This window comes from Citrobacter sp. RHB21-C05, assembly GCF_013889015.1.
Classification (GTDB): domain Bacteria; phylum Pseudomonadota; class Gammaproteobacteria; order Enterobacterales; family Enterobacteriaceae; genus Citrobacter_A; species Citrobacter_A sedlakii.
Genome location: NZ_CP057611.1, coordinates 4,118,358 through 4,134,516 on the forward strand (window position 1 = coordinate 4,118,358; position 16,159 = coordinate 4,134,516).

Sequence of the window (16,159 nt, forward strand, 5' to 3'; positions counted from 1 at the left end):
CTGATAAGGCGAAGCCGCCATCAGGTCTACAGCCGTTCTGTTTATTCCAACGCCCACTGCGGCTGATTTGCCATCCGGCGGCTATAGTTCTGATAAATCGTTATTGCCAGCAGTGAAAAGAATACCGGGCCGCCGGTCATCCACAGCGCGCTGTTCCAGTCTCCGGCCTCGATCACTGGCTGGACGATCGTGAAAACGTTGGCAAACGTCACCACCAGCACTACCACACCCGTCGCGGCCAGCGTCGATGCTCTGGTTTTGAAAATCACAAACGGTCTTTCCAGCTCAGTTCGCGCCTTAAAGAACGGGAACGCCAGCGCGAGGAACAGGTACGGCAGGGTCATTGAGACATTCGCCATTAGCGTCAGCTTGTTATAAAACGCCGAGGCGGTGTCGCCGCCAAACGAGACCAACAGAATAAACAGGCACACCAGCAGACACTGCATCCACATCGCCGTTGCCGGCATCCCGACGGCGTTGAGTCTTGTCATTGGCGCAGGCCATAACGCTTTCGGCGTTCCCTGGATGATCGCTTTCAGCGGTGAATAACTCAGCGTGAAGAACGCGCCGGTGTAGGCGAGGAACATCGACAGACCGGTAATGCGCGCAAACCAGACGCCCAGGGTTATCGCTGCTTCCGGCGACAGATGTAACGCATTGCCCAGCGTCATCCCAAGGCTTTTCATCAGGATATAGGTAATATTTCCGAGGTTCACGGCGCTATTACTGAGTACCTGCTGCCAGTTGGTGCTAACACCCCATAAAAATATCGCCAGCGAATAGCCGACGGAAATAACCATCGCCGCAAATACGATGCCTTTCGCAAAGTTCTTTTCCGGTTTTTCGGTTTTATCCACCAGCCCGCCGACCGCTTCAATACCGCCATAGGCAAATATCGCGAACACCACAAATGACAGCATTGCCAGGCCAGACTGATAGCCCGTGTTCGGCGAGGCGGTGAAATTAATCCCCTCGGCGAAATGTCCGCCGTTTAATAACAGAATGGCGATGCTCACCAGCAGCAGAACCGCATTCAGGCACATCACCGCAATGCCGCCAACCGCCGTAACGCGAGCAATTTTATTAATCCCCCGCGCGGCCACGCCGGTGACCATAATCATCCACGCCACGGCAAGCAGCCCTACGACCTGCGTGGGTTCAAGCCCGCCGATGCGCCAGTGTTGGGTCATATCCGCGCCAAACACAAAGGTGGAAAATGGCACCCACACCTTCGCCGCAGTACTCACCATCCAGATGACGTAAGATGAAAACCACATGAACGTGCCAATAAAAGCATAGCGTGGGCCAACGCTGTTATTCATCCAGGAATAGATTCCGCCCTCCTCTTTTCGGTAAGCGGAACCCATTTCAGCCATCATTAATGCAAATGGAATAAAGAATAATAATGCAGAAAATATATACCATGGGATTGCGCTATAACCCATTAAGTAAAAAGCGGAAGGGCTATTTGCAAATCCAAAAACGGAAGTAAAAATCATCAGGATGAGACCTGTCAGGCTCATCTTTTTTATTGTCTGGCTCATGAAACCATCCCTCACTCTGAGCGCGTTGAGTAAACCGCGCTCACTGAATCGCACCGCTCTCTATTGCGGAGAGCGGCAAGTGAAATCAACACAGGATTGATACCTGAATGGTAACAAATGACCAGCATTTAAATGTGGCTTTTAGAGGGAAATTGAAAATTTGTGCTACAAAATGGCGCGCATAACACCATTTTGTAGGGAAAACGAGAACACTATGCGCGGTCGACGGTAAAGGCAATCACTTCTGCAAGGCTTTCTGCCCCCAGCGCCAGCATCACCAGGCGATCCACGCCCAACGCGACGCCGGAACAGTCCGGCATCCCAACTTTGAGCGCGTCGAGCAGGTTATTGTCGATCGGCTGCTGTGGTAAGCCACGGGCGGCACGCTTACGGTTATCCTGTTCAAAACGCTGCTGCTGTTCGCGCGCGTCCGTCAGTTCGTGGAAACCATTCGCCAGTTCAATACCTTTGTAGTAGACCTCAAAGCGTTCCGCCACGCGGTGATCTTCCGTGCTGATTTGCGCCAGCGATGCCTGGCTTGCCGGAAAATGGTACACAAACGTCGGCTTTTCCTTACCGATGTGCGGCTCGACGCCCATTGTGAACAACAGTTGCAACAGCGTATCGCGATCCTCTTCGGTATCGGCAATATTGCTCAGGTCCAGCTTCGCTGCGACTTCTCGCAGTTGCGTCTTATCCGCGGAGAGCGGATCGATCTCCAGATGACGCAGGAATGCCTGCTGATAAGAAAGGCTCTCCGCCGCCGGGCATTCCAGCACCTGTTGCAGCAGATCGTCCACTTCGTTCATCAGCCGGTACATGTCGTAATGGGGACGGTACCACTCCAGCATGGTGAATTCCGGGTTGTGATGGCGCCCCATCTCTTCATTACGGAAGCTACGACAAAGCTGGAAGACCGGACCACAGCCTGCCACCAGCAGACGTTTCATGTGGTATTCCGGACTGGTCATTAAATAGAGGTTCATCCCCTGGGAGTGACCGGGGCCGACGAAACGCGTCTCGAACGGGAACAGATGAATGTCTGTGACCGTCGCCTGGCTCATGCAGGGCGTCTCTACCTCCAGCACGCCGCGATCGGCGAAAAAACGACGAATTTCCGTCATAATTGCCGCGCGTTTTAACAGGTTAGGTATGGACGCGCTCGGCTGCCAGGTTGCCGTTTCGCTCATGGTTCTTTCTCCAGTTTAAGACAAGGGCACGAAGTCTACTCGTAACGCGCCAATGAAACAAATTTTGCGCAGGAATAATAAAGCGGGGCTACCGGGTTAAAAAAGCGTACAACGATGGTTTAGTAATTAAATTAATCAAATTCAATGATAATTCCCCCCTCTGACGCGCTAAAAAAATCGAACACGTCAAATTTCGTGCACATCGCAATGACTATACTGTTGTACCTATAAAGGAGCAGTGGAAACGCATTCACGTCCCGTATGATTCAGGGTCTTTATCTGAAAATACGAGGTCGTGAAATTACAACAATCTGGAGGAATGTCGTGCAAACCTTTCAAGCCGATCTTGCCATTATAGGCGCCGGTGGCGCGGGATTACGTGCTGCAATTGCTGCCGCGCAGGCAAATCCTAACGCAAAAATCGCACTGATCTCAAAAGTGTACCCCATGCGCAGCCACACCGTTGCTGCCGAAGGGGGCTCAGCCGCAGTCGCCCAGGATCATGACAGCTTCGACTATCATTTTCATGATACCGTAGCGGGCGGAGACTGGCTGTGTGAACAGGATGTCGTGGACTACTTTGTCCATCACTGTCCGACCGAAATGACCCAACTGGAGCAATGGGGCTGCCCATGGAGCCGTCGTCCGGACGGTAGCGTCAACGTCCGTCGCTTCGGCGGGATGAAAATCGAGCGTACCTGGTTTGCCGCGGATAAAACCGGCTTCCATATGCTGCACACCCTGTTCCAGACCTCCCTGCAGTTCCCACAAATCCAACGTTTTGACGAACATTTTGTTCTGGATATCCTGGTTGATGAGGGACACGCTCGCGGCCTGGTCGCGATGAACATGATGGAAGGCACATTAGTGCAGATCCGCGCGAACGCGGTGGTGATGGCGACCGGCGGCGCAGGCCGTGTGTATCGTTACAACACCAACGGCGGCATCGTGACCGGCGACGGCATGGGCATGGCGCTGAGCCACGGCGTTCCGCTGCGTGATATGGAATTCGTTCAGTATCACCCGACCGGTCTGCCAGGTTCCGGTATTCTGATGACCGAAGGTTGCCGTGGTGAAGGCGGTATCCTGGTCAACAAAAACGGCTACCGCTATCTGCAGGACTACGGTATGGGTCCGGAAACCCCGCTGGGCGAGCCGAAAAACAAATACATGGAACTGGGCCCGCGCGACAAAGTTTCTCAGGCCTTCTGGCACGAATGGCGTAAAGGCAACACCATTTCAACCCCGCGCGGCGATGTGGTTCACCTCGACCTGCGTCATCTGGGCGAGAAGAAACTGCTCGAACGTCTGCCGTTTATCTGCGAACTGGCGAAAGCCTACGTGGGCGTCGATCCAGTGAAAGAGCCGATTCCGGTTCGTCCAACCGCGCACTACACCATGGGCGGTATCGAAACCGATCAGAACTGCGAAACCCGCATTAAAGGTCTGTTTGCCGTCGGCGAATGTTCTTCCGTTGGTCTGCACGGCGCTAACCGCCTGGGCTCTAACTCGCTGGCCGAGCTGGTGGTCTTTGGTCGTCTGGCGGGCGAGCAGGCGATGGAGCGCGCGTCGACCGCAGACACCGCTAATGACGCCGCGCTGAACGCACAGGTTGCGGACGTTGAAAAGCGCCTGAAAGACCTGGTTAACCAGGAAGGCAATGAAAACTGGGCGAAGATCCGCGACGAAATGGGTCTGTCTATGGAAGAAGGTTGCGGCATCTACCGTACGCCGGAACTGATGCAGAAAACCGTGGACAAGCTGGCCGAGTTGCAGGAACGCTTTAAACGCGTGCGCATTAACGACAACTCCAGCGTGTTCAACACCGACCTGCTTTACACGATCGAACTGGGTCACGGTCTGAACGTGGCAGAATGTATGGCGCACTCCGCGCTGGCACGTAAGGAATCACGCGGCGCGCACCAGCGTCTGGATGAAGGCTGCACCGAGCGTGACGACGTCAACTTCCTCAAACATACTCTCGCCTTCCGCGATGCTGATGGCACGACTCGCCTTGATTATAGCGACGTGAAAATCACCACGCTGCCGCCTGCGAAACGCGTTTACGGTGCGGAAGCGGAAGCAGCCGATAAGAAGGAGAAGGCGTAATGGCTGAGATGAAAAACCTGAAAGTTGAGGTGGTGCGCTACAACCCTGAAACCGACACCGCGCCGCACAGTGCTTTCTACGAAGTGCCCTATGATGAAACCACCTCACTGCTGGATGCGCTGGGCTATATCAAAGATAACCTGGCGCCGGACCTGAGCTACCGCTGGTCCTGCCGTATGGCGATCTGCGGTTCCTGCGGCATGATGGTGAACAACGTACCGAAACTGGCGTGCAAAACCTTCCTGCGTGATTATACCAACGGCATCAAGGTGGAAGCGCTGGGCAACTTCCCGATCGAACGCGATCTGGTCGTCGACATGACGCACTTTATTGAAAGTCTGGAGGCGATCAAGCCGTACATCATCGGCAATCCGCGCACCACGGATCAAGGACCGAACGTCCAGACCCCGGCACAGATGGCGAAGTATCACCAGTTCTCTGGTTGCATCAACTGTGGTCTGTGCTATGCCGCCTGCCCGCAGTTCGGCCTGAACCCTGAGTTCATCGGTCCGGCGGCGATTACGCTGGCGCATCGTTACAACGAAGACAGCCGCGACCACGGTAAGAAGGAGCGTATGGCGCAGTTGAACAGTCAGAATGGCGTATGGAGCTGTACTTTTGTGGGCTATTGCTCTGAAGTCTGCCCGAAACACGTCGATCCGGCTGCGGCCATTCAGCAGGGTAAAGTGGAAAGCTCGAAAGACTTTCTTATCGCCACCCTGAAACCACGCTAAGGAGTGCAACATGACGACTAAACGCAAACCCTATGTGCGGCCGATGACGTCCACCTGGTGGAAAAAACTGCCGTTTTATCGCTTTTACATGCTGCGCGAAGGCACCGCCGTTCCGGCAGTGTGGTTCAGTATTGAGCTGATTTTCGGTCTGTTCGCGCTCAAGCATGGCGTGGAATCCTGGGCAGGCTTCGTAGGCTTCCTGCAAAACCCGGTGGTGGTGATCCTCAACCTGATCGCCCTGGCGGCAGCGCTGCTGCACACCAAAACCTGGTTTGAGCTGGCGCCGAAAGCCGCCAACATTATCGTAAAAGATGAAAAAATGGGGCCAGAGCCGATCATTAAAGGTCTCTGGGTGGTTACTGCGGTCGTGACCGTAGTCATACTGTTTGTTGCCCTGTTCTGGTAAGGAGTCCGGGATGATTAATCCAAACCCAAAACGTTCTGACGAACCGGTATTCTGGGGTCTGTTTGGCGCAGGCGGTATGTGGAGCGCGATCATCGCGCCGGTAATGGTTCTGCTGGTGGGTATTTTGCTGCCGCTGGGTCTGTTCCCGGGCGATGCCCTGAGCTTTGAGCGCGTACTGGCGTTTGCCCAGAGCTTCATTGGTCGTGCGTTTCTGTTCCTGATGATCGTCCTGCCGCTGTGGTGTGGTTTACACCGCATGCACCATGCAATGCATGATCTGAAAATCCACGTGCCGGCTGGCAAGTGGGTCTTCTACGGTCTGGCGGCTATTCTGACGGTTGTCACCGCTATCGGGATTGTCAGCATCTAAATCCTCTGCCCTCTTGTCAGCCTGATAAGAGGGCAATTTTTTCTCCCTTCTGCCGCTATTTTCCCGCCAGGTTCTACACTTAAGTAAAAACCGCTTAAGGAAGACCTATGCGCCTGCTCCCCGTCGTTGCCGCTGTCACCGCGGCTTTCCTGGTCGTCTCCTGCAGTAATCCAACACCACCACGCGGCGTCACGGTGGTCACAAACTTCGACGCGAAACGTTACCTCGGCAGTTGGTATGAGATAGCTCGTTTCGATCACCGCTTTGAACGTGGTTTGGAAAAAGTGACGGCAACCTACAGTCAGCGCGACGACGGCGGTCTTAACGTCGTCAATAAAGGCTATAACCCGGACAGAGGCCGATGGCAGCAGACGGAAGGAAAAGCCAATTTTACTGGCGATCCCAGCCGCGCGGCGCTGAAAGTCTCTTTCTTCGGACCGTTCTACGGCGGATATAACGTTATCGCGCTCGACAGAGAGTATCGCCACGCGCTGGTTTGCGGTCCGGATCGCGACTACCTGTGGATACTCTCACGCACCCCGACCATTTCCGATGAAATGAAGCAGCAGATGCTGGCCGTCGCGACCCGGCAAGGTTTTGATGTCAGTAAATTAATTTGGGTGAAGCAACCCGGCGCTTAATGGGTGCTCAGCTTCAGGCCAATAATCCCAACGACTATCAGCGCCAGGCTGGCGAGACGCATCGGGTTGGCTGACTCTCCCAGCAGCACAATACCGGTAATGGCGGCCCCGACGGCGCCGATTCCGGTCCACACGGCATAGGCGGTACCGACGGGCAGCGTTTTCATCGCCCAGGCGAGAAGCGCCATACTGACAATCATCGCGGCGATAGTGATGACGCTCGGCGTCAGGCGACTGAATCCGTGAGTGTATTTCAGGCCAACCGCCCAAACCACTTCAAGCAGACCCGCAATTAACAAGATTATCCAGGACATATCAGGCTCCGTAGAAATGGGGCCGTCCCCGATGAAAGACGCGCTTGCAGGTCGTCCTGCAACGCGATGAGTAGAAAAATAATTCTGCCTGAGCGGGGATAAATTTCAACTTTTTTCTCTTTTGCCCGCTAAAGCGTCGAATTAGGCGCATTTCGAAGCGCATTTTACGCATTCAGCACTGATCGGACTTCTCTATGATGGGACGCTTTCTGAAGTCAGGAAGCCACTAGCCTTACTTCTGAATGCGAAAACGTTATGTTGAAAATACTCGTGATTGACCGTTGCCACTTTACCCGTTCCGGGATCGAGGCGTGGCTTAATCGTTCTGAACTCTTTAATCATTCATTTCTGGTCTCCGGGCTTAACAACCTGCTGTTGGTGAAGGAGCATATCCAGCAGTGGAAACCGCACCTGGTGATCGCCGATCTTTATGGCTTTCTGAATGATGCGCGTTCTGTCCAGTACATTGCGCCGTTTGTTCTCGCCTGCGGTAGCAGCCCACTCATTTTGCTGGAGTCTGGCGGTCTGGCGGAAACCCAGCGCTATCCGGTTTATGCCGCGTTGTCGAAGCAGGTTGCTCTGCCGGAACTGGCGGAAAATATTCACAATGCGTTGCTCAGCGGTTCCGTCGCAGAAGCGCCTGGCAATGCTTCGCCCTTGCTGACGCCGCAGGAAGAAAAGGTACTGACGATGTGGATGGAAGGGGCAAGTAATAACGCCATCGCCTGTGCGCTCAGCATTCACGCAAAGACGGTCTATACCTATAAGCGCAATATCCGTATGAAGCTACACATGGACAATCGCTTTTCACCTTTTCTGGCGCTTTCCGAAATGAAAAGTTAACGGCACGACAGGGTTGCCGTACCGTTTACGCTGTTACTGCTGAGCTCTTGTCGCCGCGCCGGAAATAGCATCGCCGCCGTCAGAAATATCCTGACCAACGCCTCGCGTGGTATTACAGGCAGTCAACACGGAGGAAAGCACTAACACTGAAAAGATCGCTGCAATTGTTTTCTTAAACATAACGTCTTCCTTTTCTAGCCAATGTTATTTGAGTATTGCTACTTAATCATAGACAAGATCCGGAAAAATGACGGAACAGAGACAATTTTTAGGAAGACGAGAAAAAATTAGCTGGCGGCGTTCGAAATGGAGTTGCCGAGATGTTTCATGTCCTCACCAAAGCCCCGTGCGGTATTGCAGCCCGCCAGCAACGATGTGGTGAGAAGAAACAGTGTTACAAGACCGAGAAGACGTTTCATCATTCCTGCCCTGGAAAAACAGTGGTGCAGCGAAAGGGCTGCACCAAATTTATGCTGATCCACTCCATCCTTCAGGATGAGATGGATTATTTAACGCGGGAAACGTATTCGCCTGAACGCGTATCCACTTTGATCACTTCGCCAATCTGAACGAACAGCGGAACTTTAACCACTGCGCCAGTGGACAGCGTTGCCGGCTTGCCGCCAGTCCCTGCGGTATCGCCTTTCAGACCCGGGTCGGTATCAACGATTTCCAGCTCAACGAAGTTCGGCGGCGTGACGGAGATCGGCTGGCCGTTCCACAGGGTTACGATGCACTCAGCCTGGTCCAGCAGCCATTTCGCGTTGTCGCCGATCGCTTTCGCATCAGCAGACAGTTGCTCAAAGGTTTCGTTGTTCATGAAGTGCCAGAACTCACCGTCGGTGTACAGGTAAGTCAGGTTCATATCGACTACGTCAGCGCCTTCTGCGGAGTCAGTAGATTTGAAGGTTTTCTCTACGCGAGTACCGGTCAGCAGGCGGCGCAGCTTAACGCGAGCAAAAGCCTGACCTTTACCTGGTTTAACGAATTCGCTGGCTTCAACCGCATAAGGTTCGCCGTCCAACATGATTTTAAGACCAGCGCGAAAATCGTTGCTATAGTACGTTGCCATAAGGCCCTCTGAAAATTGTTAACTGGTAGCTAAGCCACAAAATGGCGCATATTGTAACCCTAAATACCCCATCCAGAGAAGATTGGTTATCGCAACTTGCCGATGTTGTGACCGATCCCGATGAGCTCCTGCGTCTTTTAAACATAGAGGCAGACGAAAACCTGTTAGCCGGGCGTGACGCCAGACGTCTGTTCGCCCTGCGCGTGCCACGGGCGTTTATCGCGCGCATGGAGAAAGGTAACCCTGACGATCCGCTTTTACGTCAGGTACTTACTTCGCAAGAGGAGTTTATCGCCGCGCCCGGTTTTTCCACCGATCCGCTCGATGAGCAGCACAGCGTGGTGCCCGGACTGCTGCATAAATACCACAACCGGGCGCTGCTTTTAGTGAAAGGCGGCTGCGCGGTAAATTGTCGTTATTGCTTCCGCCGTCACTTTCCTTATGCGGAAAATCAGGGCAATAAACGCAACTGGCAGGCCGCGCTGGACTATATCAGCGCCCATCCGGAGCTGGATGAGATCATTTTTTCCGGCGGCGATCCGCTGATGGCAAAAGACCACGAGCTGGACTGGCTGCTCACCCAACTGGAGGCCATCCGACACGTAAAGCGTCTGCGCATACACAGTCGCTTGCCGATTGTTATTCCAGCGCGCATCACGGAGGGATTGGTGGCCCGCTTCGCGCACTCTTCTCTCCAGATCTTGCTGGTGAACCATATCAACCACGCCAATGAAATCGACGCCAGTTTTCGGGACGCTATGGCGAAATTGCGCACGGCTGGCGTCACGCTGCTTAACCAGAGCGTCCTGCTGCGCGGCGTAAATGACAACGCCCGGACGCTTGCCGCTCTCAGCAACGCCCTGTTCGACGCGGGCGTGATGCCCTATTACCTGCACGTACTGGATAAAGTGCAGGGCGCAGCGCATTTCATGGTCACCGATGACGAAGCGCGCCAGATTATGCGCGAACTGTTAACGCTGGTGTCGGGTTATCTGGTGCCTAAACTGGCGCGGGAAATTGGCGGCGAGCCCAGTAAAACGCCCCTCGACTTACAGCTACGTCAGCAATAAGCCACAAAAGGTGTCCGGTTCCGGACACCTCCATTTAAATTACCCGCTTTCCCGCTCTACATTATGTTACTTTAACGATAACTGTCGCATTATATATTTAAAAAACATATATATAGCTCGTAACTAATGATTTAATTAATAATTGGTTAGGGAGAACCTTGATGGCTATGAGTATCAAAGGCATTAATACAGGTGTTATTCGCAAATCGAATGAATTTATGGCGCTGGCGCTGAAAATAAAAGAGCCAAGAAATAAAGAATCACTGTTCTTTTTGACTGCGCTGGAGTTAAGGGATCTGCTGATCGCGCTGGAAAGCCGCCTCCATGAAAAGCAGCAATTAAATGCGGAACAGCGGCAGTACTATGAGAAAGCGCGCGATAAGGTCAGTAAAAAGCTGTTGGATAACACCCCGTCCATGGTGGAAGACGAACTTAAACACGCCGATGTCAACCGGCGCATTGTTTCTGTCACCTTATCCGAGGCAAATAGCGAGGACTTACTGTTCGTCTGCCAACTTCACGACGGCAGCCGCTGTGAATTGATAATTAACGAGCTGCAGATTGAAATGCTGGTCCAGGCGATAGTTCGGGCGTTGAGTAATGCCGGCATGCGTGAACTGGCGCTGCGGATTTCTTCTCTTCTCGACTTCCTGCCGTTATATGACGCCGACTGCAAGAGCAATGATAATCTGGAATATGACGCCTACGCGCAACCGGACTGGAAACACGCGCTTTTCAGCCACTATGTCGCGGTGCTTTACCGTTATACCGATGAAACAGGAAAAGAGCAGCACAGCGGCGTTGTGGTAAAAACCCGCTCGCCTTCCGGTAATAAAGAGGTGGAGTCGATTTCACGTCGGCTGCTCGAATTTAGTCCGAGACTGAAAAAGCTGGCAGGAAAGCCTTGTCAGGTATTCGCCAGAACGCTGGCCGCAGGGAAAACGCAGAAGCTCACTCAGGAACAATGCCTGCGCGCGTTGCACCACTTACGCGTTCAGTCGGATAAGGCCCCGCGGAATGCCTGATGGCGCTGCGTTTATCAGGCCTACAGGAGCCGTAGGCCGGATAAGTCGCGTCACGTCGCCATCCGGCAAGGAGAGTGCGATTAATTAGGGCACTTATAAACTTGTCCCGTCATTTCACTGGCGGTCGGGACAAAACTGGATAACATCCCCTGTGATGGGCTGCTTACGCCGTAAAGCACATTGCCGCCCATTGCCGCAGCCTGGTTACGCAGATCGTTTGCCGCGCCGCGCATAGAACCGCCTTCCTCGCCATGCTGACCAGAAAGCCAGTTGCTTTGCTTACCGGTTGCCGTACCAATCAGTTGGCACTCCGCGCCTGGCTTTTCCTCCATGAAGCGAACGCTTTGACCGGCAGCGCTCAGTTCGTTGCTGGAGCTACAACCCGCCATCAGTAGCGCGGCACCGACGATCCCTGCTAAATATTTCACGTGCATGTTATTCCCCATAATCAATGAGCTGGACTCGTTGTCCGTAGTTGAATCTTATACTAAAAAGATGACTAAAAGAAAAACCCCCGGACATTTCTGCCCGGGGGTTTCTCATTTTTCGCAATATGTTCGTTATGTGTATTTAATCGATATTTCACGTTGCAGGCAGGTGGCAAGTTCTTTTATCTCCAGGAGCTTACATCAGTAAGCTCCTGGGCAGAGAAACGCTGCCAACGTACCTGCGGCGGGGGGTATGAGGATTAAATTACATCATGCCGCCCATACCACCCATGCCGCCCATGCCGCCAGCAGCACCTAAGTCAGGCGCATCGCTTTTCGGCAGGTCAGTCACCATGCACTCGGTGGTGATCATCAGGCCAGCCACAGAAGCCGCGTACTGCAGTGCAGAACGGGTTACTTTGGTCGGATCCAGGATACCCATGTCGATCATGTTGCCGTATTCTTCAGTTGCCGCGTTGTAACCGTAGTTGCCGTCGCCGCTCTTCACGGTGTTAGCCACAACAGACGGTTCTTCGCCGCAGTTCAGCACGATCTGACGCAGAGGCGCTTCCATTGCGCGCAGCGCAACTTTAATACCGACGTTCTGATCTTCGTTCTGACCTTTCAGCTCGGCGATTTTGCTTGCCACGCGAATCAGCGCAACGCCACCACCGGCAACCACGCCTTCTTCTACCGCAGCACGGGTCGCGTGCAGGGCATCTTCAACGCGCGCTTTTTTCTCTTTCATTTCAACTTCGGTCGCCGCGCCAACTTTGATCACTGCCACGCCGCCTGCCAGTTTCGCTACGCGCTCCTGCAGTTTTTCACGATCGTAGTCAGAAGTGGCTTCTTCGATCTGCTGACGAATCTGCGTCACACGACCCTGGATTGCCGCTTCTTCACCCACGCCATCGATGATGGTGGTGGTGTCTTTATTGATCACAACGCGTTTTGCCTGGCCCAGGTCTTCCAGGGTGGCTTTTTCCAGTTCCATACCGATCTCTTCAGAGATAACGGTACCGCCGGTCAGGGTTGCGATATCCTGCAGCATCGCTTTACGACGGTCGCCGAAGCCAGGCGCTTTAACCGCAGCCACTTTCACGATGCCGCGCATGGTGTTAACCACCAGGGTCGCCAGCGCTTCGCCTTCCACATCTTCTGCAATGATCAGCAGCGGTTTGCCTGCTTTCGCAACGGCTTCCAGAACCGGCAGCATTTCACGGATGTTGGAGATTTTCTTATCAGCAAGCAGGATGAACGGGCTTTCCAGTTCTACTGCGCCAGTTTCCGGCTTGTTGATGAAATATGGAGACAGGTAGCCACGGTCGAACTGCATACCTTCAACCACGTCCAGTTCGTCCTGCAGACCGGTACCGTCTTCAACGGTGATCACGCCTTCTTTGCCGACTTTGTCCATCGCTTCCGCGATCAGTTTACCCACGGTTTCGTCGGAGTTCGCGGAGATGGTCCCTACCTGAGCAATCGCTTTGGAGTCAGAGCACGGTACGGACAGCGCTTTCAGTTCTTCAACCGCCGCAGCGACAGCTTTGTCGATACCACGTTTCAGATCCATCGGGTTCATGCCCGCAGCAACAGCTTTCAGACCTTCAGTAATGATGGACTGAGCCAGTACGGTTGCAGTGGTCGTACCGTCGCCCGCAGCGTCGTTCGCTTTAGAGGCCACTTCTTTTACCATCTGCGCGCCCATGTTTTCGAACTTGTCTTCCAGTTCGATTTCACGTGCTACGGATACGCCATCTTTAGTGATGGTCGGGGCACCGAAGGATTTGTCCAGGACAACGTTGCGGCCTTTCGGTCCGAGGGTCACTTTCACTGCGTCTGCCAGTACGTTTACGCCGCGCAGCATTTTCACACGAGCGTCGTTACCGAATTTTACGTCTTTAGCTGCCATGTTCTTATTTCCTCAAATTCGTACAGTTTCGTGCGTTAATTACGCTTCAACAATTGCCAGAATGTCGCTTTCAGACATGATCAACACTTCTTCATTGTCGATCTTCTCAGACTTCACACCGTAACCATCGTTGAAAATCACGATGTCGCCGACTTTCACGTCCAGCGGTTGCACGGTACCGTTATCCAGGATGCGGCCCTTACCGACAGCGATGATCTCGCCACGTGTTGATTTACCCGCTGCAGAACCGGTAAGTACGATGCCGCCAGCTGATTTGGATTCAACTTCTTTACGCTTGACGATCACACGATCATGTAACGGACGAATACTCATTGATAGCTCTCCTTTGAGAAGGTCTTTATCAGTTATGGGTGACGCCGGCCCGTAAAGGTTCCCCGGCTAGTGACCAGAGAGATGGGGATGGGGTTTTACCCCTTCAAGGGGTAACGCAAAAAAAAATTATCTTCAGCGAAAAATCCTGTAAAAACACGGCTTACCTCACATTTCTCGTCTATTTAATCGCCTGCGTCATAAGCAAATCCGATTGTGATACCATCGAAAATCTGCGCAGTTGCCTGACACCAGGCGCAACCGGATAACTTCTCATGAGTGGACTGAAACAAGAGCTGGGACTGGCTCAGGGCATCGGCCTGTTGTCGACATCGTTATTAGGCACCGGCGTCTTCGCCGTTCCGGCGCTGGCGGCGCTGGTTGCAGGCAACAATAGCCTGTGGGCCTGGCCAATTTTGATCGTTTTAGTGTTTCCCATCGCGATTGTCTTTGCACTGTTGGGCCGCCACTACCCCAGCGCGGGCGGCGTCGCTCATTTCGTCGGCATGGCGTTTGGTCCACATCTGGAACGCGTCACCGGTTGGCTGTTTTTATCCGTGATCCCCGTGGGGCTCCCCGCCGCCCTGCATATCGCCGCCGGATTTGGCCAGGCGATGTTTGGCTGGCACGGCTGGCAGCTTTTGCTCGCGGAACTGGGCACGCTGGCGCTGGTGTGGTACATCGGTTCGCGCGGCGCCAGCTCCAGCGCCAATCTGCAATCGGTAATTGCCGGGCTTATCGTCGCGCTGATTGTTGCTATCTGGTGGGCAGGCGACCTGAAACCGGCGGAAATCCCCTTCCCTGCCCCTGGCGAAATAGAGATGTCAGGATTGTTTTCCGCGCTGTCGGTGATGTTCTGGTGTTTTGTGGGTCTGGAAGCGTTCGCTCATCTCGCCTCTGAATTTAAAAAACCGGAACGCGATTTCCCCCGCGCGCTGATGATTGGCCTGCTGCTGGCGGGCTCCGTCTACTGGGGCTGCACCGTTGTGGTACTGCATTTTGGCGCCTATGGCGAGACGATGGCGGCCGCAGCATCGCTGCCTGACATCGTGGTGCGGCTGTTTGGCGTGCAGGCGCTGTGGGTGGCTTGCGTCATTGGATATCTGGCCTGCTTTGCCAGCCTCAATATTTATATCCAGAGCTTTGCCCGCCTGGTGTGGTCCCAGGCGCAATATAAGCCCGATCATTATCTGGCCCGCCTCTCGCCACGCCATATTCCGCGTAATGCATTGAATGCCGTGTTGGGTTGTTGTGTAGTCAGCACACTGTGTATTTACGCGCTGGAGATCAATCTTGATGCGCTGATCGTCTACGCCAACGGCATCTTTATCATGATTTATCTGCTGTGCATGCTGGCCGGATGCCGCCTGCTGAAAGGTCGCTACCGCGCGCTGGCGGTGGTTGGCGGGGCATTATGTTTGCTGTTGCTGGCGATGGTGGGCTGGAAAAGCCTGTACGCGCTGGTGATGCTGGCCGGATTATGGCTGTTTTTGCCGAAACGGAAAAAAGTGGAAAGTCGGTTGTAGTTCGAGTGGCCCGGCCGACGCACAGCGTTCCGGGCCTGCACGGTCACAAAGCAATCAATCGCGGCGATCGTCTTTATGTTCGATCCGGTCACGCTCTTCATCTTTACGCTGAAACTCGCCGTCAAACGTCTCGCCGCCGCCCGTTCCGGCGCTAAATCCACCGCCCGGCATTCGGGAAAAACGCAAATGCGGCAGCAGCTTCATCGTCAGATGCTTTTGCACTGGGGGTAATAAAAGAAGCAGGCCGAGGAAGTCGGTAAAAAAGCCAGGCAACAACAGCAGCAGACCGGCAATGATCAGCGACACGCTCTTGATCATCTCCGCCGCCGGGCTCTCACCCGCCGCCATTTTCTGCTGCATCAGCATAAAATTCTTAAATCCCTGGTTACGCACCAGCGACATCCCAATCACCGACGTGAAGATGACGAGGATCAGGGTCATCAGCACGCCCAACACATGGGCGACCTGAATAAAGATAGAAATCTCAATATAAACATAGAGAAAGACAGCAAGTAACGGTATCCAGCGCAAGGGGTTCTCCTGTGGCAGACCGCCGTTTCACCCACGTCGGCCTGAAATTGGTTGCGATTCGCATTAGTCAGTTGTTGGGGTAGTTCGCAAAATTTCAAGCTGTTTGTACACTTA

Annotated in this window: 19 protein-coding genes; 9 read left to right on the forward strand and 10 right to left on the reverse strand. The window is 53.8% G+C overall.

Annotated elements, in window-relative coordinates; all coding sequences use genetic code 11:
• Window positions 1-41 precede the first annotated feature (41 nt).
• A complete protein-coding gene (yjeM, locus tag HVX72_RS19600) occupies window positions 42-1,544 on the reverse strand; it encodes a glutamate/gamma-aminobutyrate family transporter YjeM (RefSeq protein ID WP_181822138.1) in 1,503 nt (500 codons plus the stop codon).
• Window positions 1,545-1,756: 212 nt separating this feature from the next.
• Window positions 1,757-2,734 carry an elongation factor P--(R)-beta-lysine ligase gene (gene epmA / locus HVX72_RS19605; RefSeq protein ID WP_042289625.1) on the reverse strand — a complete coding sequence of 326 codons (978 nt, stop codon included), beginning with the start codon at window positions 2,732-2,734 and terminating at the stop codon, window positions 1,757-1,759.
• Window positions 2,735-3,058: 324 nt separating this feature from the next.
• Here epmA and frdA point away from each other — a divergent pair, with 324 nt between their 5' ends.
• The 5 genes from frdA to HVX72_RS19630 all read left to right on the forward strand — a co-directional run bounded on the left by frdA (window position 3,059) and on the right by HVX72_RS19630 (window position 6,994).
• The gene (gene frdA / locus HVX72_RS19610) at window positions 3,059-4,843 is read left to right on the forward strand and encodes a fumarate reductase (quinol) flavoprotein subunit (protein WP_181822139.1); all 1,785 of its coding nucleotides are present in this window, start codon (window positions 3,059-3,061) and stop codon (window positions 4,841-4,843) included.
• Window positions 4,843-5,577, forward strand: coding sequence for a fumarate reductase iron-sulfur protein (frdB, locus tag HVX72_RS19615; RefSeq protein WP_042289627.1), 735 nt, complete (start codon window positions 4,843-4,845; stop codon window positions 5,575-5,577). The genes frdA and frdB overlap by 1 nt, the downstream gene beginning before the upstream one ends.
• Before the next feature lie 10 nt (window positions 5,578-5,587).
• Window positions 5,588-5,983, forward strand: coding sequence for a fumarate reductase subunit FrdC (frdC, locus tag HVX72_RS19620; protein ID WP_042289631.1), 396 nt, complete (start codon window positions 5,588-5,590; stop codon window positions 5,981-5,983).
• Between the two features lie 10 nt (window positions 5,984-5,993).
• Window positions 5,994-6,353 carry a fumarate reductase subunit FrdD gene (frdD, locus tag HVX72_RS19625; RefSeq protein WP_042289633.1) on the forward strand — a complete coding sequence of 120 codons (360 nt, stop codon included), beginning with the start codon at window positions 5,994-5,996 and terminating at the stop codon, window positions 6,351-6,353.
• Between the two features lie 107 nt (window positions 6,354-6,460).
• Window positions 6,461-6,994 carry a lipocalin family protein gene (locus tag HVX72_RS19630; protein WP_181822140.1) on the forward strand — a complete coding sequence of 178 codons (534 nt, stop codon included), beginning with the start codon at window positions 6,461-6,463 and terminating at the stop codon, window positions 6,992-6,994.
• Here HVX72_RS19630 and sugE read toward each other — a convergent pair.
• Complete coding sequence (gene sugE / locus HVX72_RS19635) at window positions 6,991-7,308, reverse strand: quaternary ammonium compound efflux SMR transporter SugE (protein WP_042289637.1); 318 nt, start codon at window positions 7,306-7,308, stop codon at window positions 6,991-6,993. The genes HVX72_RS19630 and sugE overlap by 4 nt on opposite strands.
• 255 nt (window positions 7,309-7,563) lie before the next feature.
• Here sugE and HVX72_RS19640 point away from each other — a divergent pair, with 255 nt between their 5' ends.
• A complete protein-coding gene (locus HVX72_RS19640) occupies window positions 7,564-8,151 on the forward strand; it encodes a LuxR C-terminal-related transcriptional regulator (RefSeq protein ID WP_181822141.1) in 588 nt (195 codons plus the stop codon).
• A 33-nt stretch (window positions 8,152-8,184) separates the two neighbouring features.
• On the opposite strand, the gene ecnB is transcribed toward HVX72_RS19640, so the two are convergent.
• The 3 genes from ecnB to efp all read right to left on the reverse strand — a co-directional run bounded on the left by ecnB (window position 8,185) and on the right by efp (window position 9,223).
• Complete coding sequence (gene ecnB, locus HVX72_RS19645) at window positions 8,185-8,331, reverse strand: lipoprotein toxin entericidin B (RefSeq protein WP_181822142.1); 147 nt, start codon at window positions 8,329-8,331, stop codon at window positions 8,185-8,187.
• A 107-nt stretch (window positions 8,332-8,438) separates the two neighbouring features.
• A complete protein-coding gene (locus tag HVX72_RS19650) occupies window positions 8,439-8,573 on the reverse strand; it encodes an entericidin A/B family lipoprotein (RefSeq protein WP_181823300.1) in 135 nt (44 codons plus the stop codon).
• Between the two features lie 83 nt (window positions 8,574-8,656).
• A complete protein-coding gene (gene efp / locus HVX72_RS19655) occupies window positions 8,657-9,223 on the reverse strand; it encodes an elongation factor P (RefSeq protein ID WP_042289645.1) in 567 nt (188 codons plus the stop codon).
• A gap of 41 nt (window positions 9,224-9,264) precedes the next feature.
• On the opposite strand from efp, the gene epmB reads away from it, so the two are divergent.
• Complete coding sequence (gene epmB, locus HVX72_RS19660) at window positions 9,265-10,293, forward strand: EF-P beta-lysylation protein EpmB (protein WP_042289648.1); 1,029 nt, start codon at window positions 9,265-9,267, stop codon at window positions 10,291-10,293.
• Between the two features lie 161 nt (window positions 10,294-10,454).
• Window positions 10,455-11,318 (forward strand): YjeJ family protein, encoded by an 864-nt coding sequence (gene yjeJ / locus HVX72_RS19665; RefSeq protein WP_181822143.1) that lies wholly within the window; start codon window positions 10,455-10,457, stop codon window positions 11,316-11,318.
• Between the two features lie 80 nt (window positions 11,319-11,398).
• Here the strand turns inward: yjeJ and HVX72_RS19670 are convergent, their stop codons facing one another.
• From HVX72_RS19670 to HVX72_RS19680, 3 genes are all read right to left on the reverse strand, one after another.
• On the reverse strand, window positions 11,399-11,752 hold the full coding sequence (locus tag HVX72_RS19670; protein WP_042289653.1) for a DUF4156 domain-containing protein: 354 nt from the start codon (window positions 11,750-11,752) through the stop codon (window positions 11,399-11,401).
• 259 nt (window positions 11,753-12,011) lie between these two features.
• Window positions 12,012-13,658 carry a chaperonin GroEL gene (gene groL, locus HVX72_RS19675; RefSeq protein WP_042289655.1) on the reverse strand — a complete coding sequence of 549 codons (1,647 nt, stop codon included), beginning with the start codon at window positions 13,656-13,658 and terminating at the stop codon, window positions 12,012-12,014.
• Between the two features lie 39 nt (window positions 13,659-13,697).
• Entirely contained in the window at window positions 13,698-13,991 is a 294-nt protein-coding gene (locus tag HVX72_RS19680; RefSeq protein WP_000027827.1) for a co-chaperone GroES, read from the reverse strand.
• A gap of 272 nt (window positions 13,992-14,263) precedes the next feature.
• Here HVX72_RS19680 and yjeH point away from each other — a divergent pair, with 272 nt between their 5' ends.
• Entirely contained in the window at window positions 14,264-15,514 is a 1,251-nt protein-coding gene (gene yjeH / locus HVX72_RS19685) for an L-methionine/branched-chain amino acid transporter (protein WP_181822144.1), read from the forward strand.
• A 54-nt stretch (window positions 15,515-15,568) separates the two neighbouring features.
• Here yjeH and HVX72_RS19690 read toward each other — a convergent pair whose 3' ends face one another.
• Window positions 15,569-16,045, reverse strand: a complete 477-nt coding sequence (locus tag HVX72_RS19690) for an FxsA family protein (RefSeq protein ID WP_042289660.1) — start codon at window positions 16,043-16,045, stop codon at window positions 15,569-15,571.
• Window positions 16,046-16,159 lie beyond the last annotated feature (114 nt).